General features: G+C 68.8%; 17 protein-coding genes. 6 read left to right on the forward strand and 11 right to left on the reverse strand.

The genetic code is table 11. The annotated features are described in order from the left end of the window. Nucleotides 1–28: 28 nt before the first annotated feature. From phnC to OH802_RS24280, 7 genes are all read right to left on the reverse strand, one after another. The gene (phnC, locus tag OH802_RS24250) at nt 29–835 is read right to left on the reverse strand and encodes a phosphonate ABC transporter ATP-binding protein (protein ID WP_406022884.1); all 807 of its coding nucleotides are present in this window, start codon (nt 833–835) and stop codon (nt 29–31) included. After that, a complete protein-coding gene (phnD, locus tag OH802_RS24255) occupies nt 832–1,809 on the reverse strand; it encodes a phosphate/phosphite/phosphonate ABC transporter substrate-binding protein (protein ID WP_406022886.1) in 978 nt (325 codons plus the stop codon). The genes phnC and phnD overlap by 4 nt, the downstream gene beginning before the upstream one ends. Further along, nucleotides 1,803–2,540 carry an HAD family hydrolase gene (locus OH802_RS24260; protein ID WP_406022887.1) on the reverse strand — a complete coding sequence of 246 codons (738 nt, stop codon included), beginning with the start codon at nt 2,538–2,540 and terminating at the stop codon, nt 1,803–1,805. The genes phnD and OH802_RS24260 overlap by 7 nt, the downstream gene beginning before the upstream one ends. A 194-nt stretch (nt 2,541–2,734) precedes the next feature. Further along, entirely contained in the window at nt 2,735–3,943 is a 1,209-nt protein-coding gene (locus OH802_RS24265) for an Ig-like domain-containing protein (protein WP_406022889.1), read from the reverse strand. Between the two features lie 150 nt (nt 3,944–4,093). Continuing rightward, the gene (locus OH802_RS24270) at nt 4,094–4,510 is read right to left on the reverse strand and encodes a cytochrome c oxidase subunit 4 (RefSeq protein ID WP_406022891.1); all 417 of its coding nucleotides are present in this window, start codon (nt 4,508–4,510) and stop codon (nt 4,094–4,096) included. A gap of 5 nt (nt 4,511–4,515) precedes the next feature. Further along, nucleotides 4,516–6,198 (reverse strand): cytochrome c oxidase subunit I, encoded by a 1,683-nt coding sequence (gene ctaD, locus OH802_RS24275; RefSeq protein WP_406022893.1) that lies wholly within the window; start codon nt 6,196–6,198, stop codon nt 4,516–4,518. Beyond that, complete coding sequence (locus tag OH802_RS24280; protein ID WP_406022895.1) at nt 6,195–7,085, reverse strand: cytochrome c oxidase subunit II; 891 nt, start codon at nt 7,083–7,085, stop codon at nt 6,195–6,197. The genes ctaD and OH802_RS24280 overlap by 4 nt, the downstream gene beginning before the upstream one ends. 175 nt (nt 7,086–7,260) lie before the next feature. On the opposite strand from OH802_RS24280, the gene OH802_RS24285 reads away from it, so the two are divergent. Next, nucleotides 7,261–8,370 carry a cysteine desulfurase family protein gene (locus OH802_RS24285; RefSeq protein WP_406022897.1) on the forward strand — a complete coding sequence of 370 codons (1,110 nt, stop codon included), beginning with the start codon at nt 7,261–7,263 and terminating at the stop codon, nt 8,368–8,370. Continuing rightward, complete coding sequence (locus OH802_RS24290; RefSeq protein WP_350661555.1) at nt 8,367–8,603, forward strand: sulfurtransferase TusA family protein; 237 nt, start codon at nt 8,367–8,369, stop codon at nt 8,601–8,603. The genes OH802_RS24285 and OH802_RS24290 overlap by 4 nt, the downstream gene beginning before the upstream one ends. A gap of 86 nt (nt 8,604–8,689) precedes the next feature. On the opposite strand, the gene OH802_RS24295 is transcribed toward OH802_RS24290, so the two are convergent. Continuing rightward, complete coding sequence (locus tag OH802_RS24295) at nt 8,690–9,673, reverse strand: carbohydrate kinase family protein (protein WP_406022899.1); 984 nt, start codon at nt 9,671–9,673, stop codon at nt 8,690–8,692. A gap of 119 nt (nt 9,674–9,792) precedes the next feature. On the opposite strand from OH802_RS24295, the gene OH802_RS24300 reads away from it, so the two are divergent. Beyond that, complete coding sequence (locus tag OH802_RS24300; protein ID WP_406022901.1) at nt 9,793–10,008, forward strand: hypothetical protein; 216 nt, start codon at nt 9,793–9,795, stop codon at nt 10,006–10,008. A gap of 91 nt (nt 10,009–10,099) precedes the next feature. Here the strand turns inward: OH802_RS24300 and OH802_RS24305 are convergent, their stop codons facing one another. Then, complete coding sequence (locus OH802_RS24305; protein ID WP_406022903.1) at nt 10,100–10,696, reverse strand: TetR/AcrR family transcriptional regulator; 597 nt, start codon at nt 10,694–10,696, stop codon at nt 10,100–10,102. Nucleotides 10,697–10,782: 86 nt separating this feature from the next. Between OH802_RS24305 and OH802_RS24310 the strand changes: the two genes are divergently transcribed. After that, nucleotides 10,783–12,210 (forward strand): MFS transporter, encoded by a 1,428-nt coding sequence (locus OH802_RS24310; protein ID WP_406022905.1) that lies wholly within the window; start codon nt 10,783–10,785, stop codon nt 12,208–12,210. Nucleotides 12,211–12,286: 76 nt separating this feature from the next. On the opposite strand, the gene erpA is transcribed toward OH802_RS24310, so the two are convergent. Further along, entirely contained in the window at nt 12,287–12,640 is a 354-nt protein-coding gene (erpA, locus tag OH802_RS24315) for an iron-sulfur cluster insertion protein ErpA (RefSeq protein ID WP_350661565.1), read from the reverse strand. 64 nt (nt 12,641–12,704) lie between these two features. Then, a complete protein-coding gene (locus OH802_RS24320) occupies nt 12,705–13,790 on the reverse strand; it encodes a glycerate kinase (RefSeq protein ID WP_406022907.1) in 1,086 nt (361 codons plus the stop codon). Between the two features lie 94 nt (nt 13,791–13,884). Here OH802_RS24320 and OH802_RS24325 point away from each other — a divergent pair, with 94 nt between their 5' ends. Both OH802_RS24325 and nadA read left to right on the forward strand, forming a co-directional pair. Then, complete coding sequence (locus OH802_RS24325) at nt 13,885–14,934, forward strand: DUF695 domain-containing protein (protein WP_406022909.1); 1,050 nt, start codon at nt 13,885–13,887, stop codon at nt 14,932–14,934. A 63-nt stretch (nt 14,935–14,997) separates the two neighbouring features. After that, nucleotides 14,998–16,182, forward strand: a complete 1,185-nt coding sequence (gene nadA, locus OH802_RS24330) for a quinolinate synthase NadA (protein ID WP_406022911.1) — start codon at nt 14,998–15,000, stop codon at nt 16,180–16,182. The last annotated feature ends 22 nt before the right edge of the window (nt 16,183–16,204 follow it).

Here is a 16,204-nt window from a genome sequence, read left to right on the forward strand (position 1 = left end):
AGGCTTATGGTCGCTCGCTTGCGCTCGCTCATGTCAAGACGTCCTCGGCGGTCAGCGAGCGCCCGTAGATCTTCTCGAAGACGGCATCGTCGACCTCGGCCGCGGGACCGTCGAAGACCACCTCACCCGCGCGCATGCCGATGATCCGGTCGGCGTAGCGCCGGGCGAGATCGAGGAAGTGCAGGTTGACCACAGTGGTGATACCCAGATCGCGGTTGATCCGTTGCAGGTCACGCATCACCAGGTTGGCCGTCGGCGGGTCCAGGGAGGCGACCGGTTCGTCCGCGAGCACCACAGAAGGCTGCTGCGCCAGCGCGCGGGCGATCGCGACCCGCTGCTGCTGCCCGCCGGAGAGCTGAGAGGCGCGTACCCACGCCTTCTCGACGATCCCGACGCGCTCCAGCGCCTCGAAGGCGATCTCCTTGTCGGCCTTGGTGTGCAGCCCGAGGGCCGACCGCACCCACGACTGGGCGTGCAGCCGCCCGGTGAGCACGTTGCCCATCACCGAGCGGCGGGTCACCAGGTTGAACCCCTGGAAGATCATCCCGATCTCGGCACGCAGCCGGCGCAGTCGGCGTCCGCGCGCCGTGGCCACCTCGGTCCCGCCCACCGACAGCGATCCCGAGGTGACCGGCACGAGGCCGTTGATCGTGCGGACGAGCGTCGACTTGCCGGCCCCGGAGAGCCCGACGACCACGACGAACTCCCCCGCCGAGATGGTCAGGGAGACCTTGTCCAGGCCGCGGGTGCCGTTCGGGTAGACCACCGAGACGTCGTCGAAGACGATGCTGTGCCCACCACCGCTGGTCCGGTCCCCGGGATCCGAGCTGCTCATTCGCCGAAGTTCTCCTCCACGGACTTCGCCTTCTTCAGCGCGGCCGTGTCGACCTTCTCCAGACCCTCGATCTCGTAGACGGCCTCCAGCGTCTTGAGCCCCTTGGGGTCCTTCGCCATCGCGGTGAACGCGTTGGTCACCTTCGTACGCAGCTCCTTGGAGAGGCCGGCGGCGACGACGATGCCGTCGTTGGGGATCTCTGTGGAGTAGGCGAAGACCACGACCTCGGAGGCGACCTTCGGCTCGTCGGCCGCGACCTCTTCGCGGGCGTCGTCGAAGCTCACCCCGATCGGGTAGTCACCGCGCGCCACGGCCAGGACCGCGGCGTCGTGGTCGCCGGCGAACTGCGCGTCGAGGTCGACGAGCGCGTCGCCGCCGGTGACCTGTCCCCACTGGGTGGCCGGGTAGTAGTAGCCAGAGGCGGAACCCTGGTCGACGAAGGCGATCGAGGTGCCGGGCTTGATCTTGGCGAGCGCCTTCTCGCCGGCGGGACCGGTCTTGGCGGCGTCGGTGCCGTTGCAGTACTTGAAGCCCTCGACCACCTTGACCTCGTCGGCGCAGTAGGTCTCGGGGTCGTTGGTGAACCACTGGGTGTGGTAGGTCCCCGAGCCGAAGCGCACCGACTGGAGGACCGGCACCGCGCCGGCCTGGTCCTCGGCCTGGACCATCCCGATCGGGCCGAGCATCGCGACCTGGGCCTGGTCGGCCTTCATCGCCACGATCGCGGCGGCATAGCTCTCGGTCACCTCGGCGCGTACGGGGATCCCGATCTTGTCGCTGAGGAACGACTCCAGGCCCTTCGCGCTCTCGGTGATCGAGTCGACGTCACCGGAGGGCACCAGCGACAGCACGATCTCCTCGGGGTCCTCCGCGGGCGCGGTGCTGTCCTCACCGCCGCCGCAGGCGGCGAGCGAGAGGGCGAGCGATGCGGCGGCACCGACCGCCAGCAACCGGTTCCTGGGGGTTCTCAACATTGGACAGACTCCTTGAGGGGGTGAGCTGCTATGAAGGATGACGGGTCACTCGACCAGTCCGAGACTGCGGGGTACAGGTCCACGAACGATCCTGCACGAACATGGGCCGGTCCCTGCCGGCGGTCGAAGGCGTCAACGTATGCAGCAACACAACCACGCTCGACGGCGGGGGCAAGGTCATTGCGCCAGATGTCGCCGACCGACATCAACCACTCCGGCGTGTCGGCGGCACCGACGTGGTCGAGGAAGGCGTCCAGGTGCCCCTTCATCCGGGTCGGCTTGAGCGCGTCGGTGCACACCTCGTCGACCACGTCGCGTACGCCGAGGTGCTCCAGGATCGCGTCGAGCCCGCTGCCGCCGGGCGAGTTGGTCAGGATCACCCGGTGCGCGTCGATCCCGTCGAGCAGGTCGATGAGCCCGTCGGGAGTGCGGATGTCACCCGGTTGCTCGCTGATCGCCTCCCGGCTCGCGACGTACGCAGCGCTGAGCTGCTCCTCGGAGACCCCGGCCGCCAGGCCCAGGATCTTGACCGCCTCATAGCCGTCCTGAGCGCCTGTCAGCGTCTTCGGGGCGGTCTCCGGCAGTCTCTGCCCGAGGAAGGCCGCTGCGGTCTCCAGGAGCACCTCAGGGGCGTCGGTGAGGTCCGCCACCCGGGTGGCGTAGAGAAGTGCCGGTGTGTCTCCGAGACACACCGTGCCGTCCAGGTCGAGCACCAGCACAGGCCGAGGCAACGAGTCCACCTTCCAGGGCGGCGCGGGCCGTCGGGGTCAGCCCTGCGCAACGCGATTACGTCCTCATTGGAACGTAGGTAAAGCCGCTTCCGGAAGCAAGCAGCAACCGCGTGATGTCACGCGCTATTTACTGCAGTGCACATTATCGACTCAGACCGCGCCGAGGACTCAGGCGGCGCCCGGCGCGCCGCAGGTCAGGCGAGGGCAGACCCCGCCTGGTATTCCTCGTAGGAGGTGTTCCAGTCGCCCCAGCCGTTGCTGAAGGTCATATCGCGGTTGGTGCCGACGGTCTCGACGACGTCACCGCGGCGGGTCATGTCGTAGAGGAACTTGGCGTTCTCGTCGCTCATCCCGGTGCAGCCGTGGGAGACGTTGGCATTGCCCTGCTGCGCGACCGACCACGGCGCGCCGTGGATGAACTCACCGGAGAACGTCAGCCGCATGGCCCACTTCACGCCCTCCATGTTGTAGTACTCCCGGTCGCCCTGATTGATCCCGATGGTCTCGGAGTTCATGGTCTTGCGCTTGAACTTCTCGATGATCACCTTCACGCCGCTGCGGGTGATGAACCCTTCCTTGCCGGTCGTGATCGGGATCGTCTTGATCTTCTGCCCGTTCTTGAAGACTTCCATCTGGTGAGTCTGCGCGTTGGCCCGGTAGATGTGCGCGTCACCGGTCTTGAACGTGATCTCGCGGTCCTTCTGGCCGAAGATGCCGCCACCGGCGGGGACCGAGTTGATGTTGAGCTTCACGTTGATCGTGGAGTTGGCCTGCCAGTAGGTGCGCGGGCGGTAGTGCACTTCCTTGTCGCTCACCCAGTACCACGACCCCTCCTGCTTCGGGGTCGACTCGACGATCATCTTCTTCTCGAAGGCGGCCTTGTTCGTCACCGGCAGGTCGTACGTCACGATGATCGGCATCCCGACGCCGACCGTCTCGCCGTCGAGCGGTGCGATCGACGGGTAGGTCTGGCGGTCCAGGCCGAGATCCTCGGTGGAGAACTTGATCTCGCTCGTCTGCTCCAGACCGTCGTCGCCGGTGGCGGTGACCGCAAGGGTGTAGGAGGCGGTCGGCTCGAGCACCTCACCCGCGCTCCAACTGAGCCCGTCCTCGGTGATCGTGCCCCGCACTTTGGTGCCCTTGGCGCCGGTCAGCATGACCTCGTCGAGACGCCCCTTGGCCACATCGACCTTGACGACCTTGTCGACCGCGACGCCGGTGGCGTTGTTCTCGATGTTGGGCGTGATCTGCACCGTCGGCTCGGCGGGCTTCTTGGGCTCCTTCGAGCCCGGGTCTGCCCCGCACGCGGCGAGCACCGGCGCGAGGGCCGCCGCTGCCGTGGTCAACAGCACCCGGCGGCGGGCAAACACGGACGGGCGGCGAAACGGTGACTGCGTTGACACGGTGAGACTGCTCCAGACCTGATTCATTTACCCCGACGCCCTGAACCGGGACGTGGGCGCGATAACCCTACCGGGCATCACCAAGAGCTTCCCAAGAAGGGAAGCGGGGCCCGATCCATCTCGGATCGGGCCCCGCGTACGTCCATCTGCTCAGTGCTTGAACTCGCCTCGGTAGTACTCAAAGTTCCAGCCGGCGAGGGCCAGCAGGCCGAGCACGGCGGCGATGATGAAGAGCCACCAGGCGGCCATGGCCACGGCGAGAACGATCAGACCGAAGGTGAGGGCGGCCCACAGCGGCCACCAGGAGAACGGCGGGAAGAAGCCATACTCCCCGGCGCCCTCGGCGATCTCGCCGTCCTCGCGGTCCTCGGGACGCGGGTCCATCTTGATCGCGTGGAAGCCGAGGTAGACGGTGATCATCGCGAACAGCAGCGTGCACATCACCAGCGCCGAGGTGCCGGTCCAGTCGCCGCCCTCCTCGGAGGCCGACGTGACGAACCAGTAGGCCGGGGTGACCAGCACCATGAAGGCGGTGCAGACCACGAAGATCCAGGCTTCAGACTTCATCGGGCTCAGCCTTCCTTGTTGGAGCCGGTGGAGGCGAGATCGTCCTCATCGTGCTCCAGCGCGGCGATCTCCGGGTGGTGGAGGTCGAAGGCCGGGGACTCCGAGCGGATCTTCGGGATGGAGACGAAGTTGTGGCGCGGCGCCGGGCAGGCGGTGGCCCACTCCAGCGAGCGGCCCCAACCCCAGGGGTCATCCACCTCGACCTTGGGGGCGTTGCGGGAGACGTAGAGGTTGTAGAAGAAGGGCAGCATCGACAGGCTCAGCAGGAACGCGCCCACCGTCGAGAACTGGTTCAGGAAGGTGAACCCGTCGCTGGGCAGGTAGTCGGCGATGCGTCGCTGCATGCCCTCGACACCGAGCCAGTGCTGAACCAGGAAGGTCGCGTGGAAGCCGACGAACAGCAGCCAGAAGTGGACCTTGCCGAGGCGCTCGTCGAGCATCCGGCCGGTCATCTTCGGCCACCAGAAGTAGAAGCCGGCGAACATCGCGAACACCACGGTTCCGAAGACCACGTAGTGGAAGTGCGCGACCACGAAGTAGGAATCGGAGACCTGGAAGTCGAGCGGCGGGCTCGCCAGGATGATGCCGGTCAGACCACCGAAGAGGAAGGTCGTCAGGAAGCCGATCGACCACAGCATCGGGGTGTCGAAACTGACCGACCCGCCCCACATCGTGCCGATCCAGTTGAAGAACTTCACGCCTGTCGGCACCGCGATCAGGAACGTCATGCCGGAGAAGAACGGCAGGTTGACCGCGCCAGTGACGAACATGTGGTGCGCCCACACCGCCACCGAGAGGATCGCGATGCCGAGGGTCGCGGCGACCAGGCCGACGTAGCCGAAGATCGGCTTGCGGCTGAAGACCGGGAGGATCTCGGAGATGATGCCGAAGAACGGCAGCGCGATGATGTAGACCTCGGGGTGACCGAAGAACCAGAACAGGTGCTGCCACAGGATCGGGCCACCATGGGCCGCGTCGAAGACGTGGGAGCCGAACTGGCGATCGGACTCGAGCATCAGCAGCGCGGCCGCGAGGATCGGGAACGCGATCAGCGCGAGGAGCGAGGTGACCAGGGTGTTCCAGGTGAAGATCGGCATCCGGAACATGGTCATGCCCGGGGCCCGCATGCAGATGATCGTGGTGATGAAGTTGACCGAGCCGAGGATGGTGCCCAGACCGGCCATGTAGAGACCCATGATCCACAGGTCGCCACCGACCCCCGGCGAGTACTGCGCGCTGGACAGCGGCGTGTAGGCGAACCAGCCGAAGTCGGCCGCACCGGTCGGGGTGAGGAAGCCGCTGGCCGCGATCAGGCTGCCGAAGAGGTAGAGCCAGTAGCTGAACATGTTCAGCCGCGGGAAGGCGACGTCAGGGGCGCCGATCTGCAGCGGCATGATCACGTTGGAGAAGCCGAAGAACAGCGGCGTCGCGAAGAGCAGCAGCATGATAGTGCCGTGCATCGTGAACAGCTGGTTGAACAGCTCGTCGTTGACGACCTGCTGTCCCGGGAAGGCCAGCTCCGAGCGCATCAGCAGCGCCATCAGGCCGCCGATCAGGAACCAGACGAACGACGTGACCAGGTACATCTTGCCGATCAGCTTGTGATCGGTGGTGGTCAGCAACTGGTAGATCTGCGTTCCGAGCGGCTTGCGGCCCTCGGTGACCGGGCGCGCAGCGGTGGCGGTCACTCGCCCTCCTCCTCGTGAGTGGGGATCTCGTCGGCGGGGCGGGTGGACTTGCCACCACCGAGCAGCGGGCGCTCGGCCTCGAAGCCGTTCTGCGCCAGCGTGTCGACGTAGGACTTGTAGTCGCTCTCGGAAAGGATCGCGACCTTGAAGATCATCCGGGCGTGGTAGACGCCGCAGAGCTCGTAGCAGGCGCCGCGGAAGGTGGTGCCCTCGATGAGGTCCTCCGCGCTCGGGTCGAAGGTGGCCGTGGCCTCCTTCGTGGTGATCGAGTAGTGGTTCACCCGACCCGGGATGACGTCCATCTTCATGCCGAAGTCCGGGATACCGAAGTTGTGGATGACGTCGGCCGAGCGCAGGTTGAACCGCGTGGTGGTCTCCTCCGGGAGGACCAGCGTCGGGATGTGCGAGCCCGTGCCCACGACGTAGCCGTAGCTGTCGTAGGCGAACTCGTCGTCGACGAGGTTCTCGTCCGCGCTCAGGTCGGGCTCACCGATGCCGTGGTTGAAGGTCCACTGCCACTGCTGGCCGGTCACCTCGATCACGTTGGTCGGGTTGCCGTCGTCCAACATCTCGTTCTGGACCTTGACTGTGTGGTCGAAGAACACGATCACCATCAGGACCGGGGCGATCGTGTAGAAGATCTCCAACGGCAGGTTGTAACGCGTCTGGACCGGGACGTCGGCGTCGCTGCGGCGCCGGTAGCGCCAGATCGCCCAGAAGATGAGCCCCCAGGTCAGGACACCCGTGATCAACGCGGCGATCCATGCGCCCTGCCACAGGGCGAGGTTGTGCTCCCCCTGCTCAGAACGTGGCTCGGGGAAGCCGAAACGCGCCGCCTCGTCCGAACAGCCACTCAGCAGGAGGGCGCCGGCCGTCAGCGTCGCCACCAGCGCACCACGTCGGGCGCGGGCGTGGGACGGAGTCGTTCCGGCCCCTGGCAAGTGCAGACCCACTACGAGCCTCTCTCTCATGCGAACACTCAGATGTCGGCAGACTACCGCGAGCGCCTCCGGATTCATCTTCAGGGGTTCCTCATGTCGCGTATGGCTACCGTTGGGTTCTGTGACCGACCGCTTCACCTACCTCGACGCCGCCTCGGCCGAACCGCTCCATCCCGCCGCGCGGGAAGTGCTGCTCGCCGCGGCGGATCAGGGGTACGCCGACCCCCGCCGCCTCCACCGGCCGGCCCGTAACGCCGGGCTGCTGCTCGCGAACGCCCGCGAGGTCGTCGCCGAGGCGCTGGGGGTGCGTCGAGATGAGGTGCTTTTCACATCCTCGGGGACCGCCGCCGTGCACGCGGGCCTCCTGGGTCTCGGATCACGTGGCATAGGTCACAGTGCCGTCGAGCACCAGGCCGTCATCGACGCCGCGCGATGGTCGCAGCGCTCCCCCGTCACCGAGCTGGCCGTCGACGGCGAGGCCCGGGTCGAGGTCTCCGCCGTCCGGGACGCGGTGCAGACCGGAGACGTCGACGTGATCGCCGTCCAGCAGGCCAACCACGAGGTCGGCACGCTCCAGCCCCTCGACGAGGTCGCCTCCGCCGCCGGCCCAGCGTCCCTCTTCGTCGACGCCGGCGCCGCCATGGGACGGCTGCCGCTGCCCTCGGTCGGAGATGCGATCGCCGGATCCGCCCGCAAGTGGGGTGGCCCCGGTGGGGTGGGAGTGCTGGTCGTACGCCGGTCCGCCCGGTGGCGCTGGCCGTTCCCGGGCGATGAGTGGTCGCGTACGGATCAGGGGTTCACGAACATCCCCGGGGCCTTGGCGGCCGCGGCCGCGCTCCAGGCGGTCGTCGCCGAGCGCGAGGAGGTCAACGCCCGCCAGCACGAGCTGGTCGCACTGGTCAGGGAACGGGTCAGGACGGAGATCCCGGACGTGGACGTCGCCGGCCCGGCCGAGGGGCGACTCCCCCACCTGGTGACCTTCTCGGCGCTGTACGTCGACGGCGAGGCGCTGGTGACCGCGCTGGACCGCATCGGCGCCGGTGTCGCCAGCGGTTCTGCCTGCACCTCCGACACCCGCGAACCCTCTCGGGTGCTTGCTGCCATGGGAGCGCTGACACACGGTAACGTTCGGCTATCGCTGACCCGCGACACGACGCGAGAGGATGTGGAGCGCGTGCTCGACGCACTGCCCGGGATCGTCAAGGACCTACGCGCCGAGGCCGGGCTGTGAGCGCGCCCAACATCACCCTCGACTGCCGCGGCCAGGCCTGCCCGCGACCGATCATCGAGCTCGGCCGCCACCTCGGCGACGTCGAGGTCGGCGAGGTCATCGCCGTCGCCGCCGACGACGTGGCCGCCCACCACGACGTACCCGCCTGGGCCCGCATGCGCGGCCAGGAGTTCGTCGGCGAGGTGGAAGCCGAAGACGGCGTGCCCGTCTATCGGATACGCCGTCTGAGCTGAGCCGGGAGGAATACCCGGTTAACCGGGTATTCCTTCACTTCTCTGGCGTTGCATTGCCAGAGAAGTGAAGGAAACACCTGAGAAGTTCAGGCCTTGATGTGCGGTGCGATCTGGTCCGCGGCGGTGTCGCCGTAGGACTCACGGACCCGGGCGACGAACTCCTCGGCGGTGAAGGAGTACTCCTGCGGGCCGACGGTCTCGACGCAGTAGGCGGCGAGGACGCAGCCGACCTCGGCGGCCTGCTCGAGCTCGCAGTCCCAGGCCAGCGCGGCCAGGAAGCCGGCCCGGAAGGCGTCGCCGACCCCGGTGGGCTCGACGGCATTGACATTCTTCGCGGCGGGCAGCTCGATCGCGTCCTCGCCCTTGCGCTGGATGCGTACGCCGTCCTTGCCGAGCGTGGTGACCTGGGTGCCGACGCGGGCCAGGACGTCGTCGGCGGACCAGCCGGTCTTCTGCTGGAGGACGTGCGACTCGTACTCGTTGGTGAACAGGTAGGCGGCGCCGTCGACCAGCTCGCGGATGAGCTCACCGTCGCCGAAGGCGAGCTGCTGGCTCGGGTCGGAGATGAAGGTGTAGCCGCGCTGGCGGGCCTCCTGGGTGTGGCGCTTCATCGCGTCGGGGTCGTCCGGCGCGATCAACACGAACGACGGCTCGCCGACCTTGTCGGCGATCGGGCCGAGCTCGATCTCGCGGGCCTCGGCCATCGCGCCGGGGTAGAAGCTGGCGAACTGCGCCATCGCGGTGTCGGTGGTGCACACGAACCGCGCGGTGTGCAGCGTCTCGGAGACGTGCAGGTGGTCGCAGTTGACGCCGTGGCGCTCGAGCCAGGAGCGGTAGTCGGCGAAGTCCTCGCCGACCGCGCCCACGAGCACTGGCGCCAGGCCGAGGTTGGCCAGGCCGAAGGAGATGTTGGCGCCGACGCCGCCGCGGCGGATCTCGAGGTCGTTGACCAGGAAGCTCACCGAGAGCTTGTCGAGCTGGTCGGCGACCAGCGAATCGGCGAACTTTCCACCGAAGCTCATCAGGTGGTCAGTGGCGATGGAGCCTGCGATCAGGAGTGAACCGGACATGCGCGGAACCCTACCGGCGAGACCTCGGGCGACGTTAAGGCTCGACCGTGGACAGCAGATGAAACATTACCGTTGAGTCGGCCTTCTGCTACTGATTGGTAGTGCTTACCGTCGTTTGCATGACAGACATGCGCGTTCCGTACGACGACCTCGACAGCCCCGCGCAGCTCTGCGCCGACTGCGCCGCCGCCGACAGCACGCTGCGCCTGCCCGCGCCACGGGTGCGCGAAGCGGCCCGCCCGGCACCCGCCGTACGGATGCAGGCCCGCGAGCCGGGCGACACCGCCATGCTCGAGGCCTGCGGACACGTCGCCGACGACCTCGCCCTGACCTGAGCCGGACGCAGCCACGACCGCATGCCGTGGCTGCCCGAAGACATGAGAGCCCCTGTCACGCACAGGGGCTCTCGTCATGTCGGCGACCCGGTCAGTCCCTCGCGGTCACCCCGTCCAGGGCGAGGTCGAGAAGCCTCGCGGCGCGGTCTGGGCCGGCAGCCCGCTCACGGCTGACGACCCAGGCGATCCCGGCGGCGAGATCGAAGACGTCGTCCATGCGTACGTCCCGCCGGATGTCTCCGGACTCCTGCGCCCGGGCGAGCAGCGTCCGGGTCGTCTCCTGCATGTGCTCACAGGTCACCCCGAGCAGCGACCCCTCCCGGCCGGCAGCGTCGAGCACGCTGCCCGGGAGTCCCCCGTAGGTGCTGATCTGGGCGATCGTCGCCAGCAGCCACTCCCGCAGGGCCGTCAGCGGCTCCTCTGCCCCGGCGAGCTCGGTGCCCCGCTTGTGCACCGCCGCCATGTTCTCCGCGAGCGCCGCGGAGATGAGCTCGTCGCGCGTCGGGAAGTGCCGATAGAGCGTCGCGTTCCCGACCCCCGCGGAACGGGCGATCTCGTCGATCGAGGTGTCGACGCCGTAGCGCGCGAAAGCCGCTCGCGCCGCCTCGATGACGGCGTCGTAGTTGCGGCGCGCATCCGCCCGCTTCGGCCGCCTGCTCTCCCAGTCGGTGATCTCGGTCGCAGTCATCATTACCCCTTGACAATAACCGGGGACTATCCCCACATTTGAAATGGGGAGTCTCCCTGGTTCCGATGATAGCGAGGTACGAAGACATGACAGAGCTTCACGAGGCACGGACCGGAAACAGAGCCGGAAGCAGAGCCGGTGCCCGCGGCGGAGGTTGGGCGGTGGCGGCGGTGGTGACCTGCCAGCTGATGCTGATGGTCGACGGCGTGATCGTCACCGTCGCCCTGCCCTACATCCGCGAGGAGTTCGGGCTCAGCGCGGTAGGCCTGTCGTGGGTCGTCTCCGCCTACGCCCTGGCGTTCGCGGGCTTCCTCCTGCTCAGCGGACGGCTGGGGATGATGTTCGGCCCCCGCCGCGTGCTCCTGGCGGGCGCGGCGGTCTTCGTGGTGGCCTCCGCAGCCGGAGGGCTCGCCCCGTCCGGGGAGCTGCTGATCGCCGCTCGGGCCGTGCAGGGCGTCGGTGCCGCGCTGGCCGGGCCGGCGATCATGGTGCTGCTGGTCGCGAACACCGACGAAGGGCCGCAGCGACTGCGTGGGATGTCGTGGTTCATCATCGGCTCCAGCCTGGGCAGCTGCCTCGGCCTGGTCGCCGGGGGCGTACTGACCGTGGCCCTCGACTGGCGCTGGGTGATGCTGATCAACGTACCCGTCGGGGCGGCGGTCATCGTGGGCACCGTGGCCTTCGTCCGAGAGGCCGACCGGACACCCGGACGCCTGGACATCCCCGGCGCCCTCGCCTCCGCCCTCACCATGGTCGCCCTGGTGCACGGGCTCACCCGAGCGGGCCAGGAGGGCTGGGGCGACCCCGTCGTGCTCGGCTCCCTGGCTCTCGCACTGCTCGCCCTGGTCGTCCTGGTCGCCGTGGAGTCACGCGCGGCACACCCCGTCGTACCGCTCCGCCTGCTCCGCGGCGCTCGCCGCGCCGTGCCCTATGCGGGCATGCTCCTGGTGCCGGCGATGATGATCGGGTTCTTCACGTTCTCGGTGCTCTTCCTGCAGGACGTACGCCACTTCGACGCCCTCGAGGCCGGGTTGGCCTACCTCCCGTGGGGAGCGTCGGTGATCATCGGCGCCCGGCTGGTGCCGGCGCTGGTGGCCCGCATCGGCGACCGCGGCACGATCGTTCTCGGGGTCGCCCTCGGCCTGGCCGGGCTGGTCGCGTTCGTACTGCTCGCCGCCGATGCCCCGCTGTGGGCCGGCGTCCTGCTGCCGTGCTTCGTCTTCGGCTTCACCGCGCCGTTCTTCTTCACCCCGGCCAGCGCCGCGATCATGGCGGCGGCCGGGGGTGAGGACTCCGGTGCCGCCGCCGGGATGTTCCAGGCGATGCAACAGCTCGGCGGGGCGATCGGCGTCGCGACGCTCACCGCCGTGTTCACCAGCCGCGCCGCAGCGGGCGTCGAACCGGCGATGGAGACCGCGATGCTCGCCTCCACCGCCTTCGGGCTCGTGCTCCTCGTGCTGGCCCTGGCGACGCCCGCGTTCGCCGGTCGCCGGCCCGCACCGGTCCCTGCCTGAGCGTCACCGAACGCGCGAGCGCCCCTGTCCGAGTCGGACAGGGGCGCTCGCGCTGATGCTCAGTGGCTGTGCTGACTCAGTGGAAGGAGTCGCCGCAGGCGCAGGAGCCGGTGGCGTTGGGGTTGTCGATGGTGAACCCCTGCTTCTCGATGCTGTCCACGAAGTCGATCATGGCGCCGTTGAGGTAGGGAACGCTCATCCGGTCGACGACGACGGAGACACCGTCGAAGTCGGTGACGACGTCACCGTCGAGGGTGCGCTCGTCGAAGAAGAGCTGGTAGCGCAGGCCGGAGCAGCCACCGGGCTGCACCGAGATGCGCAGGCTGAGGTCGTCTCGGCCTTCCTGCTCCAGGAGGCTCTTCACCTTCGAAGCGGCAACGTCGCTCACGTTGATGGAGTCTTCGCGGCGTTCGGTCGTCTGCTCGGTCATGTAGCTGGGCTCCCTGTGCGTGGGTGCGGGTGTGTCTTAAGGCTCAATCGTCGCACATCATCGGTTATTCCCGCTGGTCGACGGACCACGTACGGGCCACCCTGGCGGCGACCTGGACCAGGGAGTCGTACGCCTGGCCGAGCGCCTGCTCCTCGCCGACACTGTCGACGAGCGAGTAGGCGGCGTCGATGCCGAGCGTACGCATCTCCCGCCCGCTCATGCTGACCTTGCCCGCCAGCACGATGCAGGGCCGCAGCGCCTGCTCGGCCAGTTTGGCGACCCCGGCCGGCACCTTCCCGGCCGCGCTCTGCGGGTCGAAGGAGCCCTCACCGGTGATCACCAGGTCGGTCCGGGCGGCCAGCTCGGGCAGCCCCAGCAGGTCGGCGACGACGTCGAACCCCGGCCGCCGGGTGGCGCCGAGGAGCAGCAGCGCGAACCCGATCCCGCCGGCCGCCCCCGCGCCCTTCTCGGTCGCGGTCTTGCGCGACGTGGCAGCGGCCAGATCCTGGAGCACCCCGTCCCAGCGGGGCATGGTCTCCTCGGCCAGCCCCTTCTGTTCGCCGTAGACCTTGATCGCGCCGAAGAGCCCGGTCAGCGGGTTGTCCACGTCGCTGGCGATCACGATCTCGAGGCCCGGGGGCTCGGGGAGCGTGACCTCGGTGATGCCCTCGAGCCCGGCGACGCCGGCATCGAGCGGCCGGTCCGCGGTGGCGCCGAGCGCGGCGAGCAGCCCCGCTCCCCCGTCGCTGGTGCCCGAGCCGCCGAGGCCGACCACAACCGTGCTCGCGCCGGCGTCACGGGCGGCGAGGAGCAGCTGGCCCACTCCGTACGAGCTCGCCTGCTCTGCTCCCTTCCCGCCGGTCAGGTGCAGGCCGGCGGCCTGGGCCGACTCGACATAGGCGGTCTCGCCGTCGACCAGCACCTGCGCGGTCGCCGGCTCACCGTGCGGGCCCCTGACCTCGATGTCGTGGAGGTCGCCACCGAGGACGTCGTGCAGCAGTTCGAGGAAACCCGGTCCGCCGTCCGCCATCGGCGCGAGCGAGAGCTCGTCGCGGGGCGCCGTACGCCGCCAGCCCTCCGCGATCGCGGCGGCCGCCTGGGCGGCGGTGAGCGTGCCTGCGTACTTGTCGGGGGCGATCAGCACTCGCATGGCCGAAACCTACCCGCGCACGGAAGCACCAGGTGTTCCACCTGACGTTTTGAGTGTCGTAACCATTCCGCATGCGTCGCGTTAAGGTCGTTTCGTGCGGATCTTCGGGCGGCGCGGGGCCGGCGACTCAGAGACCAGGCGGATCAATGGCTTCTGGACCTGGTGGGCCCAGAAGGGCGCTCTGGCCTGTGGCGCGGCGCTCGACGCCGACGACCAGGACGCTCTCGTCGCGCTGCTGGCCAGACGGATCGACGCGATCGAGGCCGGTCTGAGCTGGGAGGTCGGCCCCGGGCCGTTGGGCGGCCGGCTGCTCGTCGTCTCGGCCGGCGGCAACCCGGACCATCGTGCGCTGGCACGCCGCTGGCTGCTCGCCGCCCCCGAGCCCGACGGCGTCTCGCCCTGGGAGTTCAGCGACCAGCGCCCGCCCGTCGACGACCCGGTCGAGGCGGTGCTCACCACGCCTTCCGGTGACGCGATCAGGCTGGCCGACGTGCTGGTCGCCGCCCGGCAGAACGGCGCTCACTTCGACCTCACCCTCTTCCACCCGGCCTTCCCCGACCTCGCCGACGACGCCCGTCTCCAGGTCGCCTTCCACGCCCTCGACACGACGCTGGGCGAGTCCAGCACGGAGCTGTGGATCGGCGAGGTCGACACGACCACCGCCCGACCCCGCGACGGCTTCGGCCTCGACGGGCTGCGCGTCGCCGTACGCAACCTCCGCAAGGAGTACGTCGACCCCGACGGCAACCCGGCCTGGGTGCTGCTCCACGGGGAGAGCCCCCAGGGGCCGGTGATCGCGAGCGCGGTCGTGCCCCTGCACCCGGTCACCGCCCCCAATCTGACCCATCACGTCGGCGTGATGGTCCCCTATGTCGGCTTCGCCGAGCGGGGTCTCCCCTCCCCCGACGCCCTGCGCGAGCTCGGCCAGCTCGAGGACCGGCTCGCCTCGACCCTCGGCCCCGACGGCCGCGTCGTGGCGCACGAGACCACCAACGGCGTACGCCTTCTCCACGCCTACGTCGACCCCACCACCTCCGCCCCGCAACGGCTCGAGGAGACGGTCGGCGGCTGGGTCCACGGAGACGTCGTCACCCGGGTCGACACCGACCCGGGGTGGGACGCCGTGCGTCCCCTGCGCGCTTGATCCGTACCACCATGTGACCCATGCCACCGGGGCGCCCAGCCCTCGACATGTATTATCGTCATCATGACGACTGTCGACCTCCCGCTGCTCCCCCTGGGGCGTGGCACCGACCTGAACTCCGAGCGTGGCGTCGAGTGCCCCGGCGATCTGCCGGCCGCCTCCGACCCCGACCTGGTCAAGCGCGCGCTCGCCGCCAAGGAGAAGCTCGGCGAGAAGGTGTTCGTCCTCGGACACCACTACCAGCGCGACGAGGTCATCCAGTTCGCTGACGTGACCGGGGACTCCTTCAAGCTCGCGCGCGACGCCGCCGCCCGGCCGGACGCGGAGTACATCGTCTTCTGCGGCGTGCACTTCATGGCCGAGTCGGCCGACATCCTCACCTCTCCGTCGCAGGCGGTCATCCTCCCCGACCTCGCGGCCGGGTGCTCGATGGCCGACATGGCGCGGCTGGGCCAGGTCGAGAAGGCCTGGGAGGCGCTCTCCGAGGCCGGTGTGGCCGACCAGGTCGTGCCGGTGACGTACATGAACTCCTCCGCCGACATCAAGGCGTTCTGCGGGCGCCACGACGGCGTCGTGTGCACCTCCTCCAACGCGCAGGCCGTGCTGGAGTGGGCCTTCGACCAGAAGACTGATTCAGAAGGGGGCGCCAAGGTCCTCTTCTTCCCCGACCAGCACCTCGGCCGCAACACCGCCGTGCTCAAGCTCGGCATGTCCCTGGGCGACTGCGTGGTCTGGGACCCGCTCAAGCCCGGTGGCGGCCTCAGTGCCGAGGAGCTGCGGGCGGCGAAGGTGATCCTGTGGAAGGGCCACTGCTCGGTCCACGGCCGCTTCTCCCCCGACACCATCGACGACCTGCGCGCCGAGATCCCGGGTGTGCAGATCCTGGTCCACCCCGAGTGCCAGCACGAGGTCGTCCTCAAGGCCGACCTGGTCGGCTCGACCGAGTTCATCATCTCGACCATCGAGGCCGCTCCCGCCGGGTCGGCCTGGGCGATCGGCACCGAGCTCAACCTGGTCAAGCGCCTCGCCAACGCCCACCCGGACAAGCGGATCGTCTTCCTCGACCGCACCGTCTGCTACTGCTCGACGATGAACCGCATCGACCTCCCCCACCTCGTCTGGGCCCTCGAGTCCCTCGTCGAGGGTCAGGTCGTCAACCGCATCGAGGTCGACCCCGACACCGAGCGCTACGCCAAGCTCGCCCTCCAGCGCATGCTCGACCTGCCGGGCAAGACCCAGGACGACTGACCTGTCCGCCCGGCGCCGAGAT

The sequence above is a fragment of the Nocardioides sp. NBC_00850 genome (genome assembly GCF_045207335.1).
Lineage (GTDB): Bacteria > Actinomycetota > Actinomycetes > Propionibacteriales > Nocardioidaceae > Nocardioides.

What these genes read in the sequence shown, in the direction of transcription:
- phnC (WP_406022884.1), bottom strand. Translation starts at nt 835, where the DNA reads ATGAGCAGCTCGGATCCCGGGGACCGGACCAGCGGTGGTGGGCACAGC.
- phnD (WP_406022886.1), bottom strand. Translation starts at nt 1,809, where the DNA reads ATGTTGAGAACCCCCAGGAACCGGTTGCTGGCGGTCGGTGCCGCCGCA.
- OH802_RS24270 (WP_406022891.1), bottom strand. Translation starts at nt 4,510, where the DNA reads ATGAAGTCTGAAGCCTGGATCTTCGTGGTCTGCACCGCCTTCATGGTG.
- OH802_RS24295 (WP_406022899.1), bottom strand. Translation starts at nt 9,673, where the DNA reads ATGTCCGGTTCACTCCTGATCGCAGGCTCCATCGCCACTGACCACCTG.
- OH802_RS24300 (WP_406022901.1), top strand. Translation starts at nt 9,793, where the DNA reads ATGACAGACATGCGCGTTCCGTACGACGACCTCGACAGCCCCGCGCAG.
- OH802_RS24305 (WP_406022903.1), bottom strand. Translation starts at nt 10,696, where the DNA reads ATGACTGCGACCGAGATCACCGACTGGGAGAGCAGGCGGCCGAAGCGG.
- OH802_RS24310 (WP_406022905.1), top strand. Translation starts at nt 10,783, where the DNA reads ATGACAGAGCTTCACGAGGCACGGACCGGAAACAGAGCCGGAAGCAGA.
- erpA (WP_350661565.1), bottom strand. Translation starts at nt 12,640, where the DNA reads ATGACCGAGCAGACGACCGAACGCCGCGAAGACTCCATCAACGTGAGC.
- OH802_RS24320 (WP_406022907.1), bottom strand. Translation starts at nt 13,790, where the DNA reads ATGCGAGTGCTGATCGCCCCCGACAAGTACGCAGGCACGCTCACCGCC.
- nadA (WP_406022911.1), top strand. Translation starts at nt 14,998, where the DNA reads ATGACGACTGTCGACCTCCCGCTGCTCCCCCTGGGGCGTGGCACCGAC.